This window comes from Pseudoalteromonas sp. A22 (assembly GCF_018141345.1).
Classification (GTDB): domain Bacteria; phylum Pseudomonadota; class Gammaproteobacteria; order Enterobacterales; family Alteromonadaceae; genus Pseudoalteromonas; species Pseudoalteromonas maricaloris.
The window spans coordinates 1,516,745-1,540,980 of the sequence record NZ_CP047238.1 but is presented as its reverse complement, the minus strand read 5'-3'; the positions used below and the strand labels follow the sequence as shown (position 1 = coordinate 1,540,980).

Sequence of the window (24,236 nt, the reverse complement as noted above, 5' to 3'; positions counted from 1 at the left end):
GGGATTGTCGACCTAAAGGTCGACCTACTTTACTATCTTCATTTCATCTAACAGGTTTTGCGCATTATCAACCTTATCCATTACCCATAACATGTAACGCGAATCAACATGGATTGAGCGGTTTAGGTTTTTATCGTAATCCCAGTCACCAATAATGCTTTCATATACACCATCAAAGAGTAAACCCACTAACTCCGCTTTCCCATTTAAGGTTGGCGAGCCCGAGTTACCACCTGTGGTATCCACGTTAGAAAGGAAATTCACCGGTACGGTATTCATGCCCCCTGTATATTGACCATATACTTTTTCGCGGATCAACTGCTGTTGCTTTTTCGGCGCGTTAAATGGTTCTACATCGGTATTTTTAGCCAGTAACCCTTCAAGCGAGGTAAATGGCGTTGCCACCAAGCCATCTTGCGGTGAATAGCCACCTACCGTACCGTAAGTGACACGGAGAGTGCTGTTAGCATCTGCGTAAACTGGCTTATTTTGCGACTTGTTGTAAGCAATAATGGCTTCCATCAAAGCAGGACGAGCAGATTGCTGCTTACCAGCCAGTTCTTTTTCTTCATCTTCGATTTGCTTCATCACTGCAAAAATCGCTTTTGCATATTGAATGAATGGATCAGAGCTTTGATTTAACTGTTCAAGTTCTAAATCTAACATCCAAAGACGGGCTTTTTCATCAGCAAGCTTAGAGTTGGCATACATCTCATCTAGCAGCGCCTGGTGCTTTGCTTTATTGAAGCCGTTTTCAAGTTGAAGCTGCTTATCGATTTCAGCTAAACGCGCTTCTTTTGGCAAGGCTGCATAAAGCTCCATGAAGTAAAGCATAATCGCTTTATCAACTGTTTCATCATAGCGGCGCGTCATACGCTGAAGCCCCGCTTTGATTTTTGGCATATCACGTTCTTGATAACCACTCTCACGCTCAGCATCAGGCTTTTGTTTTTCAACCGCCAAGCGGTAAAGTTGACGCGCTACAGACATCATTTGCGAACGGTGGATATAGCCAACCATCATATCACGCTCATAATGGGCTTGGGATTGAGCAACCAACTCGCTCAATTCATTTAGCACAGCGCCATACTTTGCTTTACGGTCTGCATCGGCATTGATCCAAGTGCTAAGATCGCGCTCAAATTGCTGCTTACGGCTGTACATACTGCCTTTTTTGAAGCTCTCAATCATAGAGCCAAAGTTTTTGATGTAGTTGTTGTAACCTGCGATGGTGCTTTCATAGGCGATACGAGCTTGAGAACCTTCTGGTGCATTTTCTTCAATCAGTGCCACATACTTAGAGTTATGTTTACGTACCATGGGGTAAACCGTGTTAAACACATAATCTACTTCAGAAGCAATACGATAACGGTTGGTACGACCCGGATAACCCGTCACCATTACAAAGTCGCCCTCTTGCACGCCTTTTGCACTCACACTCAAAAATGACTCAGGGTTATAAGGTACGTTATCTTTAGAAAACTCAGCGGGTTTACCATCTTTACCCACATATGCACGGTAAAAAGCAAAATCGCCAGTGTGACGAGGCCACATCCAGTTATCTATATCGCCACCATATTTGCCCACGCCCATCGCTGGTGTATATGCCAAACGGACGTCTTTTATCTCTAGCGATTTAATGAGGTAATATTCCAATCCACCATGAAAGGTGTATACATTACAGCGATAGCTTTCATCTTGCTCGCACTCGGCAACAAGTTGTTTGCGCTTACTGTCAATGGCATCAAAACGTGCTTTACCGGTCAGTGAGTCTGTCCCAGCATTAACTTTATCCGTTACGTTCGACACTTCTTTTGTCACATAAACGCGTGAGCCCGGTGCCGCTGGCAAGTCTTCACTTGGCTGTTTTGCTAAAAAGCCATTCTCAAGAATATTGTTATCTGTTGTTGAATTGTATTGAATAGAGCCGTATGCACAGTGATGGTTTGTCACCACCAGACCTTTAGGAGAGACAAATGACGCCGTACAACCACCTAAGCTAATCACCGCATTCATCGGGAACTCAGTGAGTTTTGAAATTGACTTAGCATCTATCTCTAGCCCTTTAGACTTTAAAATAGATTCAAGTTCAGGTAGCTGATGTGGTTGCCACATACCTTCATCGGCAGCAACGTACTGAGAAAAGGCCAACACCATGGCCGCGGAGATAGCTTTAATACGCATATTCCAATCCTAAATGTTATATTATTTTAATTGCGGTCAGTAATGTGACCCAAGATAGCGCCAAATAGCAATTTATTTCGGTGGAATTCGATAAACCGATGTAAACAACCATGCAGAAAGTACCAAGATAAAACGCCTAGTTTTCACTTTTTTAGCGAAACATCTCATCGGTTAATTCAAAATGTTCCCAAGTCGCCTGTGCTGAACTAATTTCTTCTAAAATTCGTCCTTCGACGCCATCAAACGGTGCATTAGAGATCCACATTTTTACTTCACCCTTTTCACCAAACCCAAAGATAATATAGGGATCAACATCGGTTTCTGTTTCGCCTGTGTAATGGGTAATGCTCGGTAAATTACCCGCGATTTTGTACGCCTTGTCACGCTGTACAGTCAACGCTGCACGATAGTGTTTTCCCTGCTTGTAGTCCCACCACTGCGCTTTTACTTTATGTGGTATTTCGGCTCCCCAAAACGATCCATTTTTTTGCGCATTCCCCCAACAGCAACCTATTGCGCCCGCTGGGGGGGGAAAACCTATCATCAAATATCAGTTTCACCATCAAATCGCTTTTTTCATAAGCGGAAATAGCTATATTTAATTTTTCGAGCTCTGTGCGTGAAGAGCAACTGCAAAGCAGTATTACTAGCAACAAAATGATGTAGAGTTTATTTATCACCCTTTTCTCCAATTCGAACATCCCTAGTCTCATTCGTTTTAGATATTAACTTTGGATTGTGGGCACTTATCTAATTAAACATTTCATCGGCTAATTCAAAGGGTTCCCAAGTCGCTTGTGCCGAACCAATTTCTTCTAAAATTCGTCCTTCGACGCCATCAAACGGTGCATTAGAAATCCACATTTTTACTTCACCCTTTTCACCAAAACCAAAGATAATCTGAGGGACAAGATCTTCCTTTATCTCTCCCGTGTGGAAGGTAATACTAGGCAGGTTTTTTGCGATTTTGTATGCTTTATCACGTTGTACACTGAACTCAGCTTTGTAATGCCTTCCTTGTTTATAATCCCACCATTCAGCTTTCACTTTATGCGGGATTTCAGCTCCCCAAAAAGTACCATTTGCATTAGCATTTCCCCAACAACAACCTATTGAGCCAGCTGGGGGTGAAAACCTATCATCAAATATCAGTTTCACCATTAAATCGCTTTTTTCATAAGCGGAAATAGCTATATGTAATTTTTCGAGCTCTGTGCGTGAAGAACAACTGCAAAGCAGTATTACTAGCAACAAAATGATGTAGAGTTTATTTATCATCCTTTTCTCCAATTCGAACATCCCTAGTCTCATTCGTTTTAGATATTAACTTTGGATTGTGGGCACTTATCTAATTAAACATCTCATCGGTTAATTCAAAGGGCTCCCAAGTCGCCTGTGCTGAACCAATTTCTTCTAAAATGCGTCCTTTAACTCCACTAGCAAACTGAGAATTAGAAATCCACATTTTTACTTCTCCCTTTTCACCAAACCCAAAGATGATATAAGGATCAACATCGGTCTCCGTTTTGCCTGTGTAATAAGTCACGCTCGGTAAATTACCCGCGATTTTGTACGCCTTATCTCGCTGTACCATAAACACAGCACGATAATGCCTGCCTTGCTTATAATCCCACCATTCTGCTTGAACTTTATGTGGGATCTCAGCTCCCCAAAACACACCTTTCTTTTGAGCGTTCCCCCAGCAACAGCCTATAGCACCAGCGGGAGGGGAAAATCTATCGTCAAATATCAGCTTTACCATCAGGTCACTTTTTTCATAAGCGGAAATGCCTATATGTAATTTTTCGAGCTCGGAATGTGAAGAGCAACTGCAAAGCAGTATTACTGCCAGTAAAACGGTATAGAGCTTATTGTTCATCCTTTCCTCCAAATTGATTTATTTCCATTTTTATACGCTTTCCAAATTTGTACCTGCGGTAGCGCTTTTGCATTATTGTAAAACATTTCCCTTTGTCCATTTTCAGTGGCGTATTTTGCCTTTCTTTCAGCTCCATGAGCCATTTTATCCACAGCTCCCGTAAACCGAGAACTAATATGAATATAATGCTCGTATAACTTCTGCCAAGCTTGGCTTGCTGGCCCAGCTTTAAGAGCTTTAGGTACCAAAGTTGCGACCTCATTGCTAAGTTCATAAGGGTAGATACTTTGAAGACGCGCCATATCTTTTAGCGGAACGCCATGTTGAATCGCCTCGTTATACATTTGGTGCAGTCCATAATGGGCAAGGGTATTATCTATTTTACGTCTCCAAACAGGCCGGTATGTGGTGTAAAAATCCTTATCTCTTCCCGAGCGACTTGCGCCATATCTTAGCCTTTTAAAGCGGTAGACCATATCCACGTTAATACCGGGCCACTGATATTTATGTTCAATTGCCAATTTCGCCTGTTGTACTTTTGCTTCATGCTCTGGATTTCCGGGAATACCACGAATACGCTTTAAAGGATACTCAATATCAATACTGATAGGGGCATACCCGCCTCCAATATCAGAATGAACACCTGGTAAGTAGACTTCCTTATGATTAGCAAACAAGCTGCCATCCTTATTTTTTAATGAGCTTAGTGGGAATTTATCACGTCGCTCATCCCAAGCCGTTAAGTGATATACAGCCCCTGCGCTGGCCTGATTGAGATCGAGTCTAGCTGCATCGTCTAACTCATCTCTGGCATACAGCTCACCATGATCATTATCTCCATCCCCTCCAATAGACGCGACGGTATCGAAAATACCAACAAAGCGAAATACCACCTCTTTATTCGCTAATTTAGTATCTTGCTTTTCTCTCATTTCATTGATCAGATTAACAAACGCTCGTGCTGCCGCTGCGCCACGGCTAAAGCCAAAACAATCAACCAATAGAGTGTTACAAAGCTCAATTAATCCATTGTTATTTATGAACTTATCCAAGTCTGACACCGCTTCAATTAGCCTTTCGTCAAAAGAGTATGCAATTGCCAGATCGATGGTCGAATCTTTCTTTCCAGCCGAAGTGCCAACTCCTTCAATATATGAAGAAGTGGTAAACTTACCTTCATTTTCATACAACTCATGGAGCTTAGCGATATTCGTCGGCTCTTTATCATCAAAGGGGTCCAAAATATCGTTGTACTTGTTGTTGCCTGTACCATCAAAGAAGATCCCGATACTCGGTGGCTCGCTAATAAAATATAGGTGTACATTACCCTCACCTGACACTCTGTGTTTAATCAGCTGCACTCCGCCATCAGCACCAATCTTAAGTGCTTTTACTTTTTCTATATCAAGTAAGTCTGCATAGGGCACATTGTTAAAAAGCACCTGCTCCGGCACACCCAAGATTTTTGCTTTTAGACTATAGCGACCATCTTCACTCAACTTGCCGAATATCAGAGGCGTTTGTGTTGCCCCTTCAGAGGCTCTGGACAATGTGGGAGTATTAGCACCTTGGATCACAAAACTCACCGCCAACTCCCCTTCCAGCGACACCAATATGCGCTTTTCAGCCACCTCAGGTGATTTATCGACGTTAATCGAGGCCAATACCTGTTCAACCGGTGTTAACGGGTCTAATTGGCTTGCGCCAATGGGCTGATTAGGATCAACCCCACCACTGCTTGTAAAGGCATTGTTTCTAATCTCTGCTTTGAAATAAGACTTGCGTTTAACGATGATTAGCTGCTCTCTAGAACCGGCAGCACTGCCAGACCTTACACTTTGTAAGCCCTTTTTGGTCTTTATAAAAACACGAGTAAATTCGTCACGCTTAACATGGCGCCAATTATGTCTTTGTTGCAATACTATCCAATCACTGGCATGAGGCTTTAGTTGCGTTCTAATTTCTGACGGTAAATGAGCGGTTGTGGTATGGGGTGGTAAGACTTCCAGCTCATCGATTTGTTGGTCAATCAACCAATTATGTTTTTCTTCAACTATTTTCATCCTTGTTCACCAGAGTTAGTTTTTTATATCATCCTTTCGCATTAAAACAGGCTAACATTTAACCACTCAATTGGTAAATAAAATTTAATAAAATCGTAAATAAAACGTCTTATGGCGATAAGTTTTCAACGCCTAGGTCTTTGCTATATCAGCCGCAAAAGTAATGTGTGAGTTAGCCAAACTTTTTACATCATTTGTCACCCATAAATGATAGGATCGCCGCAATTGTCAGTAATGAGTCAAATTTATGCTTTCGTGTAACAACATCACTATGCAGTTTGGTGCAAAACCACTGTTTGAGAATATTTCCGTTAAGTTTGGTGACGGCAACCGCTACGGCCTAATAGGCGCTAACGGCTGCGGTAAATCCACCTTTATGAAAATCCTAAGCAAAGAGCTAGAACCAAGTGCAGGTAACGTAAACTACGATCCAAACGAGCGCATCGCTAAGCTAAATCAGGATCAATTTGCCTACGAGCAATATACGGTTGTAGACACAGTGATCATGGGTCATAAAGAGCTGTGGGAAATCAAGCAAGAGCGCGATCGCATTTACTCATTACCAGAAATGAGCGAAGAAGACGGCATGCGTGTTGCCGACCTTGAAACGCAATTTGCTGAAATGGATGGTTATTCCGCAGAAGCAAAAGCGGGTGAATTACTCCTCGGTGTGGGTATTCCAACCGAGCAACATTATGGCTTGATGTCAGAAGTTGCTCCGGGCTGGAAATTGCGTGTACTACTTGCACAGGTATTATTTGCAGAGCCAGATATCATGCTCCTAGACGAACCAACCAACAACTTGGATATCTATACTATCAAGTGGTTGGAAGACGTATTGAATCAGCGTGATTGTACTATGATCATCATCTCGCACGACCGCCACTTCTTAAACTCAGTGTGTACACACATGGCGGATATCGACTATGGCGATCTGCGTATTTACTCAGGTAATTATGATGAATACATGTTTGCTGCGACGCAAGCTCGCGAGCGCCTGTTGTCAGACAATGCTAAGAAAAAGGCGCAAATCGCTGAGCTACAGCAGTTCGTTTCGCGCTTCTCTGCAAACGCCTCAAAAGCGAAGCAAGCGACATCTCGTGCTAAGCAAATTGACAAGATCCAACTGGAAGAAGTTAAAGCATCAAGTCGTCAAAATCCATTTATTCGCTTTGAGCAGGAAAAGCCGCTATTCCGTAACGCACTTGAGCTTATCTCGCTATCACAAGGTTATGACGACACCCTATTCTCTGACCTAAATGGCCTTGTTGAAGTTGGCGAGAAAGTTGCTATCATCGGTGAAAATGGTGCCGGTAAAACGACACTACTCAACACCTTAGCAGGCCGTAAAGCGCCGCAAGCAGGTGAGTATAAATGGTCAGAAAACGCCAATATTGGTTACTATGCGCAAGACCATGCTGACGAATTTGAAAAAGATCTGGATCTTTTCCAATGGATGGAACAGTGGCAACAGCCCGGCGATGATGAGCAAGTCGTACGCGGCTTCCTTGGCCGTATGCTGTTCTCTCAAAACGACATCAAAAAGTCAGTTAAGGTGATCTCAGGTGGTGAACAAGGCCGTATGCTATTTGGTAAAATCATGATGCATAAGCCAAATATCCTACTAATGGACGAACCAACGAACCACATGGATATGGAATCAATCGAGTCTCTCAACTTGGCACTTGAACAATACGAAGGCACGTTATTCTTCGTATCGCACGACCGCCAGTTTGTCTCATCACTTGCAACGCGCATTTGGGAAATTAAAGACGGTAAGATCACCGACTTCCATGGTACGTACGACGAATACCTCGCGAAGAAAGCGGCTGAAGCTGTATAAGATTAGACTGTAAAGGGCCAAATTGGCCCTTTGTATTTTCTCAAGCACATCGGATCTTTACCCCCTAATAAACCAGCACAAAAAATAGACAAACCCGCAATTTTACTGTTAGGATTGTTCTCGCAAAAATTGGAATAATAAAAGGGTCGGCTATGGAACGTTTACAGAATATGTATTCGATAATGTTGCTGTCTAAGCTGAAAGCAAGCTTTCCAGAATCGTGCGATATCAATCACCACACTTTTTCACTCCCGCATGTGGATCAACAACTACTCGAAGATGTTGTAACCACTCACCTCAATGAAGGGCTTATCCAAGCGGATGGCCGTGATCAGTATAGTTTAACGACAAAAGCGATTGCACTGTTTGGCGAAGACGAATAACGAAAACAATAACTTAATAACAAAGAAATAAGCGCACCGAAGTGCGCTTCCAAGTTATTAACCTGAGATCAGGTTAACTAGGGACTGTGATGCTATCGTTAGCATCTGCAACCAAAAGGGATTTGGTTACCTATGAAATCTACGTCTAAATCCGAAAATACCAGCCAGCAACATAAGGCCGGCAAACATTGAACCGCCAGATGAATCAGAGTCAGTTGAAGGCTTATCAGGCACTTGATCAATCAAGGTATTTGCTTTTGGGCTTAAGCCCTGAGCTGATTTGGGGTCATCATCCAGCACAGTAACTGCGTTTATGGTCACAAAGTTAGCTGCCCCCGGCTCACTATTGCTATCTTTACACTGTTCATCAGTGAAGTTAACTAATGGCACATTACCACAACGAGGAATTTTTGCTATCGCTTCTAATATTTCCATGCCATCACCAGTCACTTGACCAAAAACTGTGAAGCCACCATTGTCAACGTCCAAATTTTTACTGTTGTCTACCAAATTAAAGAACCATTGGCTTGTCGCACTGTCAGGTCTATTTGCTACCTTTGCCATTGCAATAGTGCCTTTTACGTTAGACCACTCAGGTTCATTTTTTACAGCATCGTAAGTAGCGATGGCGTCAAGGGGCACGTCTCCTTCATATTTGAAGCCGCCACCTTGCACAACAAAATCTGGAATAACGCGGTGAATTACGGTATCAGAATAACGCCCGTTATCTACGTATTTCAAAAAGTTTTCCACGGTTTTAGGCGTGCTTTCATCAAATAGATTGACCTGAAAGCTACCATGAGAAGTTTGAAATTCGACAATCGTTGCATTAGCAGCAAAGCTTCCTAACAAAGTTGAAGCGAGCAATAGAGAGTTTAGCTTGAACATACTTTTCCACTTGGTTATTTTAATTCTCTTTGCAAACCAGAATAAAAATTTATTTATAAGTCGGCTAGCAATTCATTGTCAGTGGTAACAATTAAGAACATTTGCAGACTTAGATTTACAAAAACCGGTTAGGAACCCACCACATCTTGAGCAAGTTTTAGTCAAACAAACGTAGTTCACCGCATAACTCCTCGGAGTAGACGGTTTATACATGCAACACTTCGTCATTTTTTATATGATGCGCTCGATTATAATTCTAAATCCAGGACAACAAGTATATGAGTAATTCCTCTGAAGCGACGATGGAGATGAATACCATCAGCGATGGGCGCTGGACCCAACACGATACCCATTGGGTATTAAGTTTATTTGGCACTGCGGTCGGCGCAGGTATTTTATTCTTGCCAATTAACATTGGTATTGGTGGTTTTTGGCCACTACTAATCATGACCGTGCTTGCCTTCCCTATGACCTTTTTAGCACACCGAGGATTGGCTCGATTCGTCCTTTCATCAAAGCAAAAAGATGCCGATTTTACGGATGTAGTAGAAGAGCACTTCGGCGCAGGTGCTGGCCGTTTAATTTCCTTACTTTACTTTTTCTCTATTTTTCCTATTTTACTTATTTATGGTGTTGGCCTAACCAATACCGTCGACAGCTTTATCGTCAATCAGCTTGGCTTTGAGTCACCGTCTCGTATTTTACTCTCTGGCGTGCTCGTTGCCGGGATGATTGCCATTATGCTAGGCGGCGAAAAGCTGCTACTGCGTGCTTTTGCTATTTTGGTTTACCCGCTGGTTGGGGTATTACTGTTTTTGTCACTCTATTTAGTGCCTAACTGGCAAATGCCAGTGGTAAGCACGCCTGATGTTGCGAGCTTAACCGAATTGCTTTGGCTATCCGTTCCTATCGTAGTATTTTCATTTAGCCATGCAGCCGCCATTTCTAGCTTTGCTAACGTGCAGCGTCGTCACTACAAAAGTGAGGCAGTTCAAAAATCAGAAGCGATTCTTCGTACGACTTCTATTATGTTGATAGTGTTTGTTTTGCTATTCGTATTCTCCTGCGTATTCTCTTTAACACCAGAGCAAATGGAAGAAGCAAAATCGGCGAACGTGTCTGTTTTATCCTATTTAGCTAACGTGTATAACAATCCATTTATTGAAATGCTTGGCCCTCTTGTGGCATTTATCGCGATTACTTCGTCTTTCCTAGGCCACTTCCTTGGTGCACGTGAAAGCTTTAACGGCCTTGCAACCAAGCAAACGAGCATGAGCTATAAGCTTGCTGACAAGCTAGGCGTGGTATTTATGTTTGTTGCTATTTGGGTATGCGCCGTATTAAACCCAAGTATTTTGGACATGATGGGGGCTATCTCAGGCCCGATTATTGCTATGATCTTGTTTATCATGCCAACCATTGCCGTGTTTAAAGTACCGGCACTACAAAAATACAAAAGCCACATTGGCACTTATTTTGTGCTTTTAGTCGGCTTGCTGGCGGTTTCTGCATTACTCTATAACATGCTAGGCTAACCAAAAGGGAGGCATCGCCTCCCTTACCTCTCTTTTTCTTGTTGCTTATCTTCATGGCAGTTCAGACTAAATATAGTACTAGTTTTCAGTGTATTGAATGAACCACCATAACCGAAAAATGAGCTTTGACTTTGTTTATCCTCATGGTAGTTCAACCTATATTATGGTAGTTTTCAGTGTCTTAAATTGAATACTACAACCAAACGATGAATTTTGACTTTCCACCAGCAATTAACGAAGAAATCACAGCGCTAATCAATCAAGTGCATAACCTACCTGTGCACGAGCAACTGCTGTTGAGTATGCTGGCGGTAGTCTATAAACCAGTTTCAGCAATCAAACTCAAACGCCTAGTTCAAGCACTCGTGGCAAAAGAGATCATCCCCGAAAATGACTTTGAACAAGGTGTAAGTCATAGCCAAATTATGAAATGGCGCTCAGACGGGTTGGTGACTTTTAACGAAGATGGAGTGCAAATAAATCTAAAACTCGCGACCAGTTTAAGCCAACGAGTCATGGCTGACGGCCAGTTTTTAGCAATCCTTAACGCTGCTGAAGAGTTTATCCCTGTACTGAATGCTTATGAATGGGAGCGCCAATTTGCCGATGAACAGCGACTCATTCGAGACTTTTTATTTATCAATCAACTACCAAAAGCCCGCAATCATTTAGGACTGGCGAAAGACCCACAGGCGGTGTGTCATAAGACCAACCAAGTGTTATTACCATTGTATTTTTATCCTTTTTCAGTTGAAAGATTTTCGGCGCTTGCTGATGACTTGCAATATCAAGCTTTTGCAACTTTGCTCTATACCTTACTACAAGGTGGTCACAGCATTAGCTATGCACTTGAAATACTCACACAGGTTCAAGCCAAGACACAGAGCCCGCTACTGACCTGTTTATTAGCAGAATATCAAATCTATACCCTACAATTGGATAAGGCTCAGGCGTTGGTAGCCAATATCCAAACCGCTTATAGTGCACAAATTATGGCGAGCATTGCTTTTTTACAACAACACGACAACCTTATCGTTTATTTTGAACAAGCACTAAAAGCCAAAGACAAAATCACCAAACGTAAAAAACAGTACCTAGGTAGAACACTGGGTTTGTTTCATAAGTTGGCGCTATTGCAGCAAGCCAATAGCCATGATGCCGCATTATTTGACACACTCTCTCAACAGCTTGAGTTTGAAAGCCAAGACAGCAAAGCGCTTTATAACAACTTCTTTGCCAATAACGTGTTGTTATACTGCGCAGAGAGTTTGTCGCAAAACAGCAGCTACAGCAGCGCCCATTTAAATTATTCAAGTCTGAAGAAATCTCATGTTTTTGACTATCACTTAGGTCGCTTACTCGACTGCTTTGCACACTTCTGGTGTAATCAAAGTTTAGATGCCAAAGCGCTTGCCAGTCTTGATGACTGCATCGCAACGTTTGAGTGCCTCTCTTTACCTCTGTTTACCGGGCTTGCAAAGCAGTTAATGCTAGCGCAGCACGGTGAGCAATATCCGCTTGCGTTTAATCCCGAGCTTAATGTTAGCCATCTCGTTGCCAAAAAGACGGCATGGGATCTGGCACTGGACAAGCTTATTGCGCTAAACCCGAACGCAAATACCAGCCAAGAAGTTGACGAACAATTTCGCCTGATTTGGCAAATTAGGCAAGGTCGCTTTGATATTGAGTTTTTAGCACGCGAGCAAAAGCGAGGTAAAACAGGCTGGGGAAAAGGTAAGCCAATTTCCTGCAAACAGCTGAAACAGCACCCGGAGCAATATAGTTATATCAGCCAATCTGATAAAAAGCTGATCGACGCCATCGCACCACAGTCAGGTTATGGCTACAATGGTCGTGCGGACTACGCCCTTGCTGGAATTCCCGCGTTAAAAGCCGCAGTCGACGCCACCAACCTATACCATGAAGAAGACTTAAAACAAGCCATTACCATTGCCGAGAAATCTCCCGAGTTACACATCCGTCAACATGGCGACGATCTGCTACTCTCTATTCCTAATTTACCCAGCTATTTTGGTCAACCGCAAACCTACTCATTTATTCAGCAAGCTGAGCATCACTACGAGTTTATAGTGTTTAACCAGTCACATATACAGGTCGCTGAGATTATTGGTGAATCTGGATTAACCGTGCCTACCAGTGCAAAACAAAAGGTGCTGTCGAGTATTAAAGCCATCGCACCTTATCTTAATGTACAGTCTGATTTAGCTGATATAGATACTGGGCTGGATAGTATCGAGGCGCAATCGGCGCTTGTTATTAACATTCAACCTTATCATCAAGGCCTCGATTTTCACTGTGTGGTCATGCCCTTTGGCGAAAAAGGGCCGATTTTTCATCCAGGACACGGTATTGCCACTGTCAGCGCCGAAATCGATGGTAAGCGCTTATCCACCACCCGAAACTTATTACTTGAGCAGCAAAGATTGGATGAGTTAGATACGCACTGCCCGCTATTTTTGGAGATGACGGATAATCGCTTAAGTTTAGCTGAAATGGATGAAGCGCTAGAGGTGTTGCAAGAACTTGAGCTGGTGATTAATCAAGAGCCTTGCCCTATGGCGCTCAAGCTCAGGTGGCCCAAAGGTAAAAAGGTTAAGCTCAGTAGCAAGCTCGAGAGCCAACATTTGCAACTTGCCATGAGCAAGAAAAATGAATGGTTCGACATGACCGGTGAGCTACAAGTAAGTAATGACCAAGTTATCGAACTTAAACAGCTTCTCAAAATGGTTGCCACCAGCAATGGCCGCTTTATTGCGCTGGACGGTGAGCAAGTACTCGCCCTTTCAAGTGACTTAAAAGCGCAACTTGACCAGCTCAATAACGCGACCGAGGGCGGAAAGTTTCACCCGCTAGCCGCGCCTTTAATTGCTGAAGCCACTACCGGAATGCGGATGAAAACCTTGCCGGCTTGGGAAGAGCAAAACGAAAAAATGCAGCAAGCCGTCGCATTGACTCCAACGCTTCCTTCAACATTACAAGCCGAGCTGCGTGACTACCAGCAGGCGGGATTTGATTGGGCAATGCGACTTGCCCATTGGGGTGCAGGTGCGTGCCTTGCCGATGATATGGGATTGGGTAAAACCATCCAAGCGCTGGCGATGATATTGGCCCGAGCCAATGTCGGCCCAACGCTTGTCATCGCGCCAACATCGGTCTGCTTCAACTGGAAACAAGAAATCCAAAAGTTTGCTCCAACCTTGTCGGTGAAACTCTTTTCTGACTATCCACATTCTGATGCCAGAGCTGAGATGCTGAGCAACTTGCAACCACTGGATTGTGTGATATTAAGTTATGGTCTACTACAGCGCGAAGTTGATATCTTAAAACCTATCGCTTTTGAAACTATTGTCGCCGATGAAGCCCAAGCACTAAAAAATCCTTTAGCAAAACGTACTCAAGCCGCGTGCGCGCTCAAAGGCAAGTTTAAGCTGATCACCACTGGGACCCCAATAGAAAATAACCTCACCGAGCTTTGGTCACTCTTTCGTTTTGTAAACCCAGGGTTGCTCGGTAACCTCAAACGCTTTAGCGAAAAGTTTTCCGCTCCCATTGAAAACGCCAATGAAGATAAGCTCGCAGCACACCGCGCCCGTAAAGGCCTCAAACACCTGATCCAGCCTTTTATTTTGCGCCGTATGAAGCATCAGGTATTAACCGAATTGCCACCACGCACTGAGATCAATGTACCAATTCAATTGAGCCAAGAAGAACAAACCTTTTACGAAGCGCTGCGCCAAAATGCCATTGACGAAATTTCACAGTCAACACAGCAAGACAGTGCCAATGAACAGCGCTTTAAAATGCTGGCAGCACTAACCCGCTTGCGCCAAGCCTGTTGTCATCCAAAACTGTTAATGGCAGAAAGTCAGATAACCAGCTCGAAATTAGCGGCATTGGATGAGCTTCTGACTGAGCTGCAAGAAAACAATCACAAGGCGCTTATATTCAGTCAGTTTGTAGGCCACTTGCAACTCATTAAAGCTCGCTTGGAAAAACGCGGGATCCAGTTTCAGTATTTAGATGGCAGCACGCCAAGCAAAGCTCGTCAGCAGGCCGTGAATGCCTTTCAAAAAGGTGAAGGCGAGGTATTTTTAATTAGCCTCAAAGCCGGCGGCTCAGGTTTGAACCTTACCGCTGCAGATTATGTTATTCACATGGATCCTTGGTGGAATCCTGCGGTTGAAGAGCAAGCGTCAGACCGCGCACATAGAATGGGACAAACACGCCCCGTTACTATTTATCGCTTAATTGCCAAAGGCACGATTGAAGAACAAATTGTCGAGCTCCATCACCATAAAAAAGACCTCGCGGATCAATTGCTCGCGAACACCGATAAAGTGATGAAGCTAGACGTAAACGATGTGCTATCCATGCTCAAGGAGACGCTGTAATACAAATCTCTGGCGCGCGATAAGGTAAATCTAACAGCGAAAAGTAGTTTTGACCTAAGGCGATCCGGCGAAAGGCATTGTCGTCAAGTTCGGCGAAAATTCGGCTATTGATATCGACTTCTTCTAAATAATCGAAAAAGCGTTTACTTTTACTGGCGACGAAATCACTGCCTGGCAAAAAGCGCTCAGCATGGGCATTAATAAATTCAACATACTGTGCCTGAATTTTCGGGTCGCTAAAATAATAGTCGTACAAAATCCGCCATGACAGATCGGCCTTTAAGTTTTTATATTGGGAGAATAACCGCTCCATGGTGTTTATGTGCAGCTCAGGGTCAATTTGGCTTAACTCTTTTGAGACTCCCATGTGCATCCAAATAATATCATTATCAGGATAGCGTTTTAACACTTCCTCAAGCAAAGGTAAGTATTTGAGTGGCGCGTTGTTATCGCCTAGGTCAGCGTGCAGAGCAAGCGGAATACGCTTTTCTTTTAGCACAGCCATAAATGGCTGCCACTTGGCGATAGTCTCTTTATCTACCGCTTGATGACCATTACCAAAATGCGCCGCTTTGACTAAATTCACTTCTCCCATCCAACGAAATAAGCCACCAAACTCGTCTTCGAGTAGTGCCATTTTTGGCAAAATAGTCTCTGGTTTATGCAAGTCAGCAAAGGTCATAGACAAGGTAATATGCACGTTATCTGCGCCATATTTAAGATAATTGCTCGCATTTTTAAAGTCATTTTGAATGCTGGGTGAAATCAACTGGCTGTAGCACCCACGCTCACCAAAGCAATCAGGCTTTCGCTCGTAGGTTTGACCAATGCCATAAACATTGATAAACACCACTCCCGCACGCGCTGCCCAAGTAACGAGCTTATCAAATGGGACTGCATCTCCCCGAAATGGCTGAAAATGATGATGGGAATCAACGGCAAAATACCTAGATTGCGCCTTGCGGTCGTAGCACTGGGTATTATTTACACTAAAAGTTGCTAGCGTGCGTGTGCCAGTGGCCGACACACTTTGGCAACCTGCCAGTAAAACAGCACAGCTCATGGCAATAACACTTTGTTTTACATTCATTTTTATTATCTACTGAGTCTCCTTTACCAAGGTACTTTACCACGGATAATATCCTTGTACATGACCCAGTCACCCATCAAGCTATACAGCGGATATTGAAATGTCGCAGGCTTATTTTTCTCAAAAAAGAAATGTCCTACCCAAGCAAAACCATAACCCGCGATTGGCAGCAGCCATAATAAAGACCAATGTGCAAAAACCAACGCAAAGAGCAAAATCAAGAGCACTAAGGTTGAGCCGATAAAATGCAAGCGACGGCAGGTTTTGTTTTTGTGCTCCGCGAGATAATAAGGGTAAAACGATGCAAATGAATTGAACTCTTTGTTATTATTTTTGGTCATGAGAGTATGCGATTCGTTATTCGACTGTAATACTTAGCATAGTGCAAAGTATTTACGTTGAAAATAAAAAAGGAATGAGCGTGGCAACAGGCTCAAAAACAGTATGCTGAAACCCCTAATGATTATCACCGCTGCGATGCTGCTCCAAGCTTGCAACGACACCGCCCCAACTACAAAATCAGAGGCAACGATGAATGCACAGAGTAACATTCAATGCAGTGTAAGTAAGGGCTCCGACTCAGGTATGACCTACCCCATTAATTTCACTTTTACCAACGCAGGTCATAATGATGAAAAGTTTCTAATTTGGCATACCCCTTTTGAAGGCTGGTGGAGCCAATTTTTAGAGGTAACACAAAATGGTAAGTCGCTTAATTATCAAGGACCCATGGCGAAACGACTCGCGCCCTCAGCCAATGAATTTATGACCCTAAATGCTGGGCAAAGTAAAAGCGTAGAATTAGATTTAGCACTGGCTTATGAGATAAACACCGCCCAGCCCATTACCATCACCTATCACAATCAGCTCAGTCATACCGATGCATTAAAAGCGTCATGCAGTGCGGTATTAGAATAAAACCGATATCAGCACCGTGTCTCGGCTTGTAGGTCGGCTTTTAAGCCGACAACTTAACCCAACAACCCACAACCCAACTAATCCACAACCAACTACAAAAACCCCAACATCAAGGTCTTGAAATTTGGATCACGACTCGACGGTTCTTACCGCGACCAATGGCGTTATCGTTGGTATCAATATGGCGTTTTTCGCCAAAGCCGTCAGTCATAATCTTCTTCTCTTCAACCCCTAAGCTCGCCATATAGGATTTAATCGCCTCGGCACGTTTCTTTGACAATCTCAGGTTGGTATCACGGCCGCCGTAACTATCGCTATAGGCCGAAATATAAATTTGCTCAATTTTCGGGTCATTTTTAAGATATTCGCCGATCATATCCAAGCGTTTGCGTGACGACTTTGTCAGCTCGCTGGAATTTTTCTTGTAATTCATCACTGTAAAAGCGATGTCTTCAAAGCTGTATGGCAACAGGTTATCGCGACATTGTAAGAACGCCCAATATGCCTGTTTAAAGTTCACTGATGACAAAGAAACTGAAATTTTATCTACGTCGTTGTGCCAATCTTTATAATAAAAAGTGGGAAAGTAACCCTTTTCAAGCTCAGTCAGCAACTGCCACGCGACGTTATTTTCAAGTTCACCGTCAAATTTTTTCAGTAATTTCATTTGGCCGATGTTTCTTGCCGGTTTGCCGGCTCGCCAAAGCGGTGGCACCGATTCAAGTCCTGCAAAATCGTAACTTTCAGGACGTACCATCATATCTAGGTTAAAGGTTAAGTCTTTATTTTTACTGGCATTACTTGAAAATATAGCTTCACCGTAATACGGGACTTCATGATTAAGCGCACAACTCAAACGATTGTTTTGGTCAACATTCCAATGTGATGAATCAGCTTCGGCAGCGTATTGCCGCATTGCAGCCTCGCTATTAAAGGTAATGGCGCATAACGATATACCAACCCAACTTACTGATTTATATAACTTGATCACCCCACACCTCACAACATCAACCATTAATCTACATGCGCTCAACACGCCAAAAACTAGAGCTTATCTCTACCAATTCGTGCTATTTAGAGTTAAGCAATAAATGTACCATACTAAGCGCTCTCAAGCTGCTCGCTTCTTGTCGAGGTATCAGTATAATAGGCCGCTAAATTTCACAAACCAAGAAGATTATGTCTGATACCGAGCAAACGCTATTTTCAAAACGCTTTCGCGGCTTCTTTCCTGTAGTTATCGACGTGGAAACCGCTGGCTTTAATAAAGATACTGACGCCCTACTAGAAATTGCCGTCAGTATGTTAAAAATGGACGATGACGGGGTATTAAGCTTAGATCAGACAGTACACTTTCATGTTGCGCCTTTTGAAGGTGCAAATATTGAGCAAGCTGCGATTGACTTTAATGGCATTGATCCATTTTCACCACTCAGAGGCGCAGTTGCAGAAGATGAAGTGCTGAAAGAAATTTGCAAAGCCGTGCGTAAAGCCCAAAAAGCCGCAGGCTGTCAGCGCTCCGTTGTTGTTGCCCATAATGCCGCTTTTGATCACGGCTTTTTAAATGCAGCGATTGAGCGTAACAAGATAAAGCGTACGCCTTTTCACCCATTTGTCAGCTTTGATACCACATCACTTGCCGGGCTCGCTTTAGGGCAAACGGTGCTTGCAAAGGCATGTCGTGCTGCGGGTATCGAGTTCGATAACAGCCAAGCACACAGCGCACTTTACGACACAGAGCGCACCGCAGAGCTATTTTGCTACATAGTCAACAAGTGGCAAGCACTAGGTGGCTGGCCATTACCAGAGCCTGAAGCAGAGTCAGAATCTGAGTCAACAACCGAAACCGACACCGAATAATAAAAATGCCAGCAAATTCAGCTGGCATTTTTATAAGTGCTCGTTTTTACGCTATTTCTGCGGTTTTGGCAGTCGTAAACTGTTGCATGATCTTACCTTCATGCAATTTAACGAAATTAGGCGGGTAAATTCGCGAAAACAGCTTAGTGTCTTTCGCTATTTTTACTTCGGTTCCGGGGTGCATTAGCTCATTGACCGTGACTCGACTCAAGCGTGCTAATCGATGTATTTTTTGCTGTATTAAACCGATGTTACGCTGATTACGGCCATAATGTTTATTTATCTGCGCTTCGCTGTGCTGCAACTTGGCAAGATATGCATCTCGTTTTTGCGATTGCGGCGACGCCTGTGCTTTATTCATGGCTTGTTTAATATCGATGACTTTGGACGCCAGCACCTTTTCCAGCTCCACTAATTCGCGGTGCTTATCGTGCAAACTATCCCAGTCTTGGGCTAGTGAAATACGTGTTCTTGTGCCTGAAGGTGCCCCAAGTTCACCCGTTTCTATACGCATGGCATCCAATACATTTCCGCCAATCAGTTTGCCTCTAGGGGTTTCACCTTTACCTACTTTGATTAAACGCTTGGAAGCCAAGTCACAATGCAAAGCTTGACGTTCAATGAGAATATCTTGTTCGCTTTCAATTCGGCAGTACTGCGCATAGCCTAACGAAACACTGCGCTTTGCTTTAATTGAACATGAAAAAGGTTCACCTTCAGTGCGCTTACGGCCAATTGTGCCAAGCATTATCGTGACCGCGCTACCACTTTCAAGAATAGCCGATTCCACAAAGCCAATCACAGTAATATCGCCCGAAGCCTTAACACGCATTCCATCTTTAATATCACCGCTCACAATCACGCTGCCATCAAACTCAACATGCCCTGTCGTCACATCAATGTTTTCATAGCACAGCACATCATCAACGCGCATACCTCGAGGAATGGCTACTGGCACACCTTTTGAATCGGCAATAAGCAGGTTTTTATCGTTGGGGTCGAGCTTGGTGCCTTCTGACACCTCAAGTGGTGCGTCTTTGCCTGGTTTTGGATCAATCACATCACCAAACACGGTATAACCCGGCTCGCCTTCTGTTGGTGGAACTTTTTTCATTAATGGGCTGCCCGGCTTTACGGTGATGATAGCACCTAAGTTGCGCATATCGACCTTACCGCCGCTCGACTCTTGCGGGCTGAGCACTCTGTCCTGCGCTGTCATACACAGGCGCACAAAACGTGCGTCGTTGCCATCTTTGGCTCGTTGACCATGCGCAACAATACCATTGTATGTGTGTCCGGGAGGGAGTTCTAACTGCTGACCGAGAAGATTATCGAGGGCTTTGCCACTGACGCCTTTTTTAATACCCGCTTGTTTTAATGCTTGTTTGGCCTTGTTCATACAAACCAGCTTACCACCACGGGCTGTGGTCACTCTCGCTTCAGCAAGCATGTTGCCTTCTTCAATACGCACAGAAATAGACGCATCGATGGCACGAGCCACAATCAGCGAATCCTGCTCGGGCGCCTCACTTGCTGTAAATAGCTGGCCGATATTGGCATGAATGATTTCAAAATCCGCATATGGCGACCCCTCTATCATCTCAACAAGTTGAGACGAGCTCGCCGGAAATCCGGATTCCACAGGATGAGAGAGTAAGTAGACATAGCCCTCATCCTCATCAAAACGAAATAATGACATTCATCAACCCTGAAAAGTATGCACGATCTTATTGTTATGTTGTTATTTTTAATGCAGCGAACTCATTTGAGCATAACTTCGCCAAATTGTTAAGCTTAACATCACCTGAACTGCTACAAATTATAAATGAATGTAAATCAATCTGTGCATTTAAAAGACAACTTATTATTTTCTTTAGATTTATCGGCTTTACAGTGCAAAACTTTAGATAAACTTTGGGATTTCACGCCAAATGGCAGCAAATTCATAACTAAGTATTACTCTGTTTTACACTTGCCGCTTTATAGGGTAATTTCAACCCTTGCTAAAAGAAAATGAATTTTTTAGGGACAGCTACGACAATCACGGTTGCTCAAGTCTGAAAGAAACGTCGACATACATGCTAGCGGCGTACGCAATATCTAACCAAGGGAAAATACCACTGCGTTACGGTTAGCAAAACTTTCTGAAGCTCGGCAATATTGATTGTGTGATTACGTCAAAATCGCTTGGTACTTATACCGTCAGTATCCCTTGGAAATCACACTAACTCATATAAGAAAACTTAATTCACTGTACGGAATTGGTTGACTACAACACGGCTTCCTAAACTACATTTTTAAGTCCTTAGACTTATTGTTGACTACTTGTTTATCTAACTTTTCTTCACTTATTTTCTCTTTTATAGAGTCTAGATATGAATTTAAATCTCCCCCACGAGAATTCACTTTATCACTACACTTAACCGGTGAAAGTTCTTTTCCATCAGAACCAAACTCTACCCTTTGTTTACTATCCTCGACACTATTAGATTTCTCAACTTCAGCTTCATTAAGTTCAGCACTCTGCTTTTGTGTTTTTTCAAGGCCTAACTTCTCATCAAAAAAGTTTTTAACCGAGTGACAAATAGAGCTTACTTTATCTTTTGCTTGAGAATTATAGGCTTCTGCATAGTACTTAGTACTTATGGCTAATTTTAAGCTTGTAATTAGTCCGCTCATCACATCACATTGTTGAGCGCCATTGGCGTAACTTTTAATTTCTGAATTAGCTTCAGTTAGCATTTGATGTATTTCTTCAGGCTTTGCGTCCTTAGTTCCACCGTCCATAAGCTTAGCGAATTTTTGCTTTGTCGAATGATAAGACTCTAGCACCTTATCTTTAGCTTCAGGTAATTGAGAAGCTGTGATCCCAGATAATACAATCGTAGTTCCAAGTAAGATACCCACTGTAAACTCATCTTTGGAAGCCGCATGTTGGCCTAGGTGCGGGAGAGATGCTATTTGTTCATGCAAATTAAACAATGCATTGGTAATAGCATCAGTAGAGTTCGATAAAGTACTTTCTAAGCTCTGTGGTGACAATGACCCTTTTTGATATGCATCCATCAACTTTGCAAACCAGTTCATATTATTATTTGATGACTCAAAAAACTCTATTTTTTCTGGGGTAGTCATATTAAGGTTAACATTCCCCTCTTTGTCCAAAAAGCCAGAACGAATAAATGCACTTTGTGTACTCGCTAGAGCAGCAGTTGATAAAGAAGTAGACGCCATTAATTTATCTTGGTTTACTTGTTCTTTAATACTGCTTAAGTAATCAGCTAGCTCATCTTTCTTTTCAACACTTGCCTCATAACCTTTTTTAGTCATACTCATTTTGCATTCCTTTTGCTAACCATATTATTAAACTCTTGTCGTCTATAATATTTTGCCATTCCACATCGAATAGGGAGACAATTTCGCACGAAAATAAGCTGCTCGTCTGGGTCATTGTTACTATCAACCTTCATGCTCATAATTTCGCTAGGAGCCATTAACGGCTTAGCTATTGTTTGATAGCTACGACCTGAGTTACCACCCGCACTCATTCCATGTTGTTGCGAGTCATTGATTGAAGACGACAGAACTGTTTCATTACCTAGCATTTCAGAAAGTAACTTGGCAGTTTCAAAGTCTGAAATACCAAAAAACGTTTTGACTTTCGCATTCTCTAACCAACTGCGACAACCATGTTTTTGATAAAACTGCTCTAATTGACCGAGATCCTGAATAATAGACCACAATATGATGCCTGCGCCCCTTCCTGCATCTCTTGCTGTTTCAAGTACCTCCATTTTTTTAAGTCTTGGCATCTCATCTAATAAAAAGAGTGCTTTATCCGGCTTTTCACCTTGATGCTGTTTAGCATAATCATATTTTATGTTGAGTAACGCACCGATTATCAACCTTGCTGGCGACGCCGTAGTTTCGAGTGTTTTAAGTGGAATGTTAATAAAGAAGTCAACTTGGCCTGTCGCTAATTCCATAAGCTCAACTTGGCTCGAGGTTTTGCCGCTCACTAATGCCGCTAAATTAGGTTGCGATAGCCAGGCTGTGATATTGGAAGCATGCCCAATAATACCAGCCCATTGCCCTTCAGCGGTTTTGGCTATGACTAAAAGCTCTTCTGCATATTGCACAGGTACACCAAAGCCATAATCAACACCCTGACTTAGAATGTCTTTTTCCAGTATGTGCTCAACTATCCCGCTAGAAACCAAACCTCTAAACTCAATGAGTGTTTTATTTTCTTTAGAAAACTGAGGGCTAAACAGTACATGCAGCAATAACGTCAATAATAGCTTTTCGCCTTCTTTTTCAAAATAGTCATCATGGCCTCCAGTTTCTTCACCGGGGTTTAACCAACTAATAATAGCTTGTGCATCTTCAATGGCTTGCGCTGATGAAGTATCTATCCAGTCAAGGATGTTAATTGAGTCTGAGTCATTACTATTAGGGTCTAAAACCACTACTTTTTGGCCTTTTGCTTTTCTTGCCTGTGCGCACAGACTTGCCAGTTCACCTTTTGGGTCATGTACTACCAGATTACCTTGCCAATTTAGCGTATTGGGAATAGCCACACTCACCGATTTACCACCACCAGAGCCCGCAACTGTAATTAAGTGGCCACTGCCATCGAAATGCAATAAAGGTGCTTTACCTGCAAGCTCTTCCTTATTAGGCGAGTATGCTTCTCCTAATACTAAGCTACCGTTTGATAGCACTTTTTTCGCTTCTCGAAGTGGCATCCATTGCGCCGACCCTTGTAAGCTTTTATTTTGTGATAAAAGTCTAGATTTTTTATAAAAATCGGTTGCGGTATAAATGGTGAAAAGAGGCACAGTAATACAAACTAAGCCGCTTAACACTAAAGGGTAGTCTAGATGACTTAATACTGTAAAAAAGTCGTAACCTTGGCCCTGCCAGCGACTGTATTCAGCCCAAAGGGCATAAATGCCTGATACCACACTACCAAGCATACCCAATGCATAAACGGTTAACGGCAAAATTCGGCTGCGATACAAGCCAAAACTTACTAAAAACAATAAAAATGGACCAAGCGTTAGTGCAACGCCATAAAACTCGCTACCTTCAGCCAAACTCCCTGCAAACACTCGAGATAAGTACCAAATAATGATAGGGCTGCCGTATAGGGCTGCCCTAAAAAATATTTTAGTCATT

The 24,236-nt window shown here is 43.0% G+C and carries 17 protein-coding genes and 1 pseudogene; 6 read left to right on the top strand and 12 right to left on the bottom strand.

The window, feature by feature from the left end:
• Positions 1–24: 24 nt before the first annotated feature.
• The 5 genes and pseudogenes from GSF04_RS11690 to GSF04_RS11670 form a co-directional block, all read right to left on the bottom strand.
• Complete coding sequence (locus tag GSF04_RS11690; protein ID WP_211859603.1) at positions 25–2,184, bottom strand: S46 family peptidase; 2,160 nt, start codon at positions 2,182–2,184, stop codon at positions 25–27.
• A gap of 151 nt (positions 2,185–2,335) precedes the next feature.
• A pseudogene (locus GSF04_RS11685) lies at positions 2,336–2,864 on the bottom strand (hypothetical protein).
• A gap of 70 nt (positions 2,865–2,934) precedes the next feature.
• Positions 2,935–3,462, bottom strand: a complete 528-nt coding sequence (locus GSF04_RS11680) for a hypothetical protein (RefSeq protein WP_211859602.1) — start codon at positions 3,460–3,462, stop codon at positions 2,935–2,937.
• A 70-nt stretch (positions 3,463–3,532) separates the two neighbouring features.
• Complete coding sequence (locus GSF04_RS11675) at positions 3,533–4,063, bottom strand: hypothetical protein (RefSeq protein ID WP_211859601.1); 531 nt, start codon at positions 4,061–4,063, stop codon at positions 3,533–3,535.
• Entirely contained in the window at positions 4,060–6,126 is a 2,067-nt protein-coding gene (locus GSF04_RS11670) for a DUF2235 domain-containing protein (RefSeq protein ID WP_211859600.1), read from the bottom strand. The genes GSF04_RS11675 and GSF04_RS11670 overlap by 4 nt, the downstream gene beginning before the upstream one ends.
• 247 nt (positions 6,127–6,373) lie before the next feature.
• On the opposite strand from GSF04_RS11670, the gene GSF04_RS11665 reads away from it, so the two are divergent.
• Both GSF04_RS11665 and GSF04_RS11660 read left to right on the top strand, forming a co-directional pair.
• Entirely contained in the window at positions 6,374–7,969 is a 1,596-nt protein-coding gene (locus tag GSF04_RS11665) for an ABC-F family ATPase (protein WP_010375453.1), read from the top strand.
• A gap of 152 nt (positions 7,970–8,121) precedes the next feature.
• A complete protein-coding gene (locus GSF04_RS11660; protein ID WP_039492375.1) occupies positions 8,122–8,352 on the top strand; it encodes a hypothetical protein in 231 nt (76 codons plus the stop codon).
• Positions 8,353–8,478: 126 nt separating this feature from the next.
• Here GSF04_RS11660 and GSF04_RS11655 read toward each other — a convergent pair whose 3' ends face one another.
• The gene (locus GSF04_RS11655; RefSeq protein WP_039492377.1) at positions 8,479–9,240 is read right to left on the bottom strand and encodes a peptidylprolyl isomerase; all 762 of its coding nucleotides are present in this window, start codon (positions 9,238–9,240) and stop codon (positions 8,479–8,481) included.
• Between the two features lie 278 nt (positions 9,241–9,518).
• Between GSF04_RS11655 and GSF04_RS11650 the strand changes: the two genes are divergently transcribed.
• Both GSF04_RS11650 and GSF04_RS11645 read left to right on the top strand, forming a co-directional pair.
• Positions 9,519–10,775: an aromatic amino acid transport family protein gene (locus GSF04_RS11650; RefSeq protein ID WP_069019808.1), complete on the top strand. Its 1,257-nt coding sequence runs from the start codon at positions 9,519–9,521 to the stop codon at positions 10,773–10,775.
• 206 nt (positions 10,776–10,981) lie between these two features.
• Positions 10,982–15,187, top strand: a complete 4,206-nt coding sequence (locus GSF04_RS11645) for a DEAD/DEAH box helicase (RefSeq protein WP_211859599.1) — start codon at positions 10,982–10,984, stop codon at positions 15,185–15,187.
• Here GSF04_RS11645 and GSF04_RS11640 read toward each other — a convergent pair.
• Together GSF04_RS11640 and GSF04_RS11635 are read right to left on the bottom strand one after the other, a co-directional pair.
• Positions 15,171–16,277, bottom strand: coding sequence for an amidohydrolase family protein (locus GSF04_RS11640; protein ID WP_211859598.1), 1,107 nt, complete (start codon positions 16,275–16,277; stop codon positions 15,171–15,173). The genes GSF04_RS11645 and GSF04_RS11640 overlap by 17 nt on opposite strands.
• Positions 16,278–16,300: 23 nt before the next feature.
• Positions 16,301–16,618, bottom strand: coding sequence for a DUF962 domain-containing protein (locus GSF04_RS11635; protein WP_010606470.1), 318 nt, complete (start codon positions 16,616–16,618; stop codon positions 16,301–16,303).
• Positions 16,619–16,721: 103 nt separating this feature from the next.
• Here GSF04_RS11635 and GSF04_RS11630 point away from each other — a divergent pair, with 103 nt between their 5' ends.
• Complete coding sequence (locus tag GSF04_RS11630) at positions 16,722–17,195, top strand: protease (RefSeq protein WP_211859597.1); 474 nt, start codon at positions 16,722–16,724, stop codon at positions 17,193–17,195.
• Positions 17,196–17,304: 109 nt separating this feature from the next.
• Here GSF04_RS11630 and GSF04_RS11625 read toward each other — a convergent pair whose 3' ends face one another.
• Entirely contained in the window at positions 17,305–18,210 is a 906-nt protein-coding gene (locus GSF04_RS11625; RefSeq protein WP_211859596.1) for an OmpA family protein, read from the bottom strand.
• A gap of 164 nt (positions 18,211–18,374) precedes the next feature.
• Here GSF04_RS11625 and rnt point away from each other — a divergent pair, with 164 nt between their 5' ends.
• On the top strand, positions 18,375–19,055 hold the full coding sequence (gene rnt, locus GSF04_RS11620; RefSeq protein ID WP_211859595.1) for a ribonuclease T: 681 nt from the start codon (positions 18,375–18,377) through the stop codon (positions 19,053–19,055).
• Between the two features lie 46 nt (positions 19,056–19,101).
• Here the strand turns inward: rnt and GSF04_RS11615 are convergent, their stop codons facing one another.
• The 3 genes from GSF04_RS11615 to GSF04_RS11605 form a co-directional block, all read right to left on the bottom strand.
• Positions 19,102–20,754: a FapA family protein gene (locus GSF04_RS11615; RefSeq protein WP_045989126.1), complete on the bottom strand. Its 1,653-nt coding sequence runs from the start codon at positions 20,752–20,754 to the stop codon at positions 19,102–19,104.
• Positions 20,755–21,344: 590 nt separating this feature from the next.
• Complete coding sequence (locus tag GSF04_RS11610; RefSeq protein WP_211859594.1) at positions 21,345–22,391, bottom strand: hypothetical protein; 1,047 nt, start codon at positions 22,389–22,391, stop codon at positions 21,345–21,347.
• Complete coding sequence (locus GSF04_RS11605; protein ID WP_211859593.1) at positions 22,388–24,235, bottom strand: type IV secretory system conjugative DNA transfer family protein; 1,848 nt, start codon at positions 24,233–24,235, stop codon at positions 22,388–22,390. Before GSF04_RS11605 ends, GSF04_RS11610 begins: the two co-directional genes overlap by 4 nt.
• Position 24,236 lies beyond the last annotated feature (1 nt).

Excerpts from the sequence above, each read along its gene's own strand:
- GSF04_RS11690 (WP_211859603.1), bottom strand. The coding sequence starts at position 2,184 with ATGCGTATTAAAGCTATCTCCGCGGCCATGGTGTTGGCCTTTTCTCAG.
- GSF04_RS11660 (WP_039492375.1), top strand. The coding sequence starts at position 8,122 with ATGGAACGTTTACAGAATATGTATTCGATAATGTTGCTGTCTAAGCTG.
- GSF04_RS11605 (WP_211859593.1), bottom strand. The coding sequence starts at position 24,235 with ATGACTAAAATATTTTTTAGGGCAGCCCTATACGGCAGCCCTATCATT.
- GSF04_RS11615 (WP_045989126.1), bottom strand. The coding sequence starts at position 20,754 with ATGTCATTATTTCGTTTTGATGAGGATGAGGGCTATGTCTACTTACTC.
- rnt (WP_211859595.1), top strand. The coding sequence starts at position 18,375 with ATGTCTGATACCGAGCAAACGCTATTTTCAAAACGCTTTCGCGGCTTC.
- GSF04_RS11675 (WP_211859601.1), bottom strand. The coding sequence starts at position 4,063 with ATGAACAATAAGCTCTATACCGTTTTACTGGCAGTAATACTGCTTTGC.
- GSF04_RS11630 (WP_211859597.1), top strand. The coding sequence starts at position 16,722 with ATGCTGAAACCCCTAATGATTATCACCGCTGCGATGCTGCTCCAAGCT.
- GSF04_RS11650 (WP_069019808.1), top strand. The coding sequence starts at position 9,519 with ATGAGTAATTCCTCTGAAGCGACGATGGAGATGAATACCATCAGCGAT.
- GSF04_RS11670 (WP_211859600.1), bottom strand. The coding sequence starts at position 6,126 with ATGAAAATAGTTGAAGAAAAACATAATTGGTTGATTGACCAACAAATC.
- GSF04_RS11665 (WP_010375453.1), top strand. The coding sequence starts at position 6,374 with ATGCTTTCGTGTAACAACATCACTATGCAGTTTGGTGCAAAACCACTG.
- GSF04_RS11645 (WP_211859599.1), top strand. The coding sequence starts at position 10,982 with ATGAATTTTGACTTTCCACCAGCAATTAACGAAGAAATCACAGCGCTA.
- GSF04_RS11625 (WP_211859596.1), bottom strand. The coding sequence starts at position 18,210 with ATGGTTGATGTTGTGAGGTGTGGGGTGATCAAGTTATATAAATCAGTA.
- GSF04_RS11655 (WP_039492377.1), bottom strand. The coding sequence starts at position 9,240 with ATGTTCAAGCTAAACTCTCTATTGCTCGCTTCAACTTTGTTAGGAAGC.
- GSF04_RS11680 (WP_211859602.1), bottom strand. The coding sequence starts at position 3,462 with ATGATAAATAAACTCTACATCATTTTGTTGCTAGTAATACTGCTTTGC.
- GSF04_RS11610 (WP_211859594.1), bottom strand. The coding sequence starts at position 22,391 with ATGAGTATGACTAAAAAAGGTTATGAGGCAAGTGTTGAAAAGAAAGAT.
- GSF04_RS11640 (WP_211859598.1), bottom strand. The coding sequence starts at position 16,277 with ATGAATGTAAAACAAAGTGTTATTGCCATGAGCTGTGCTGTTTTACTG.
- GSF04_RS11635 (WP_010606470.1), bottom strand. The coding sequence starts at position 16,618 with ATGACCAAAAATAATAACAAAGAGTTCAATTCATTTGCATCGTTTTAC.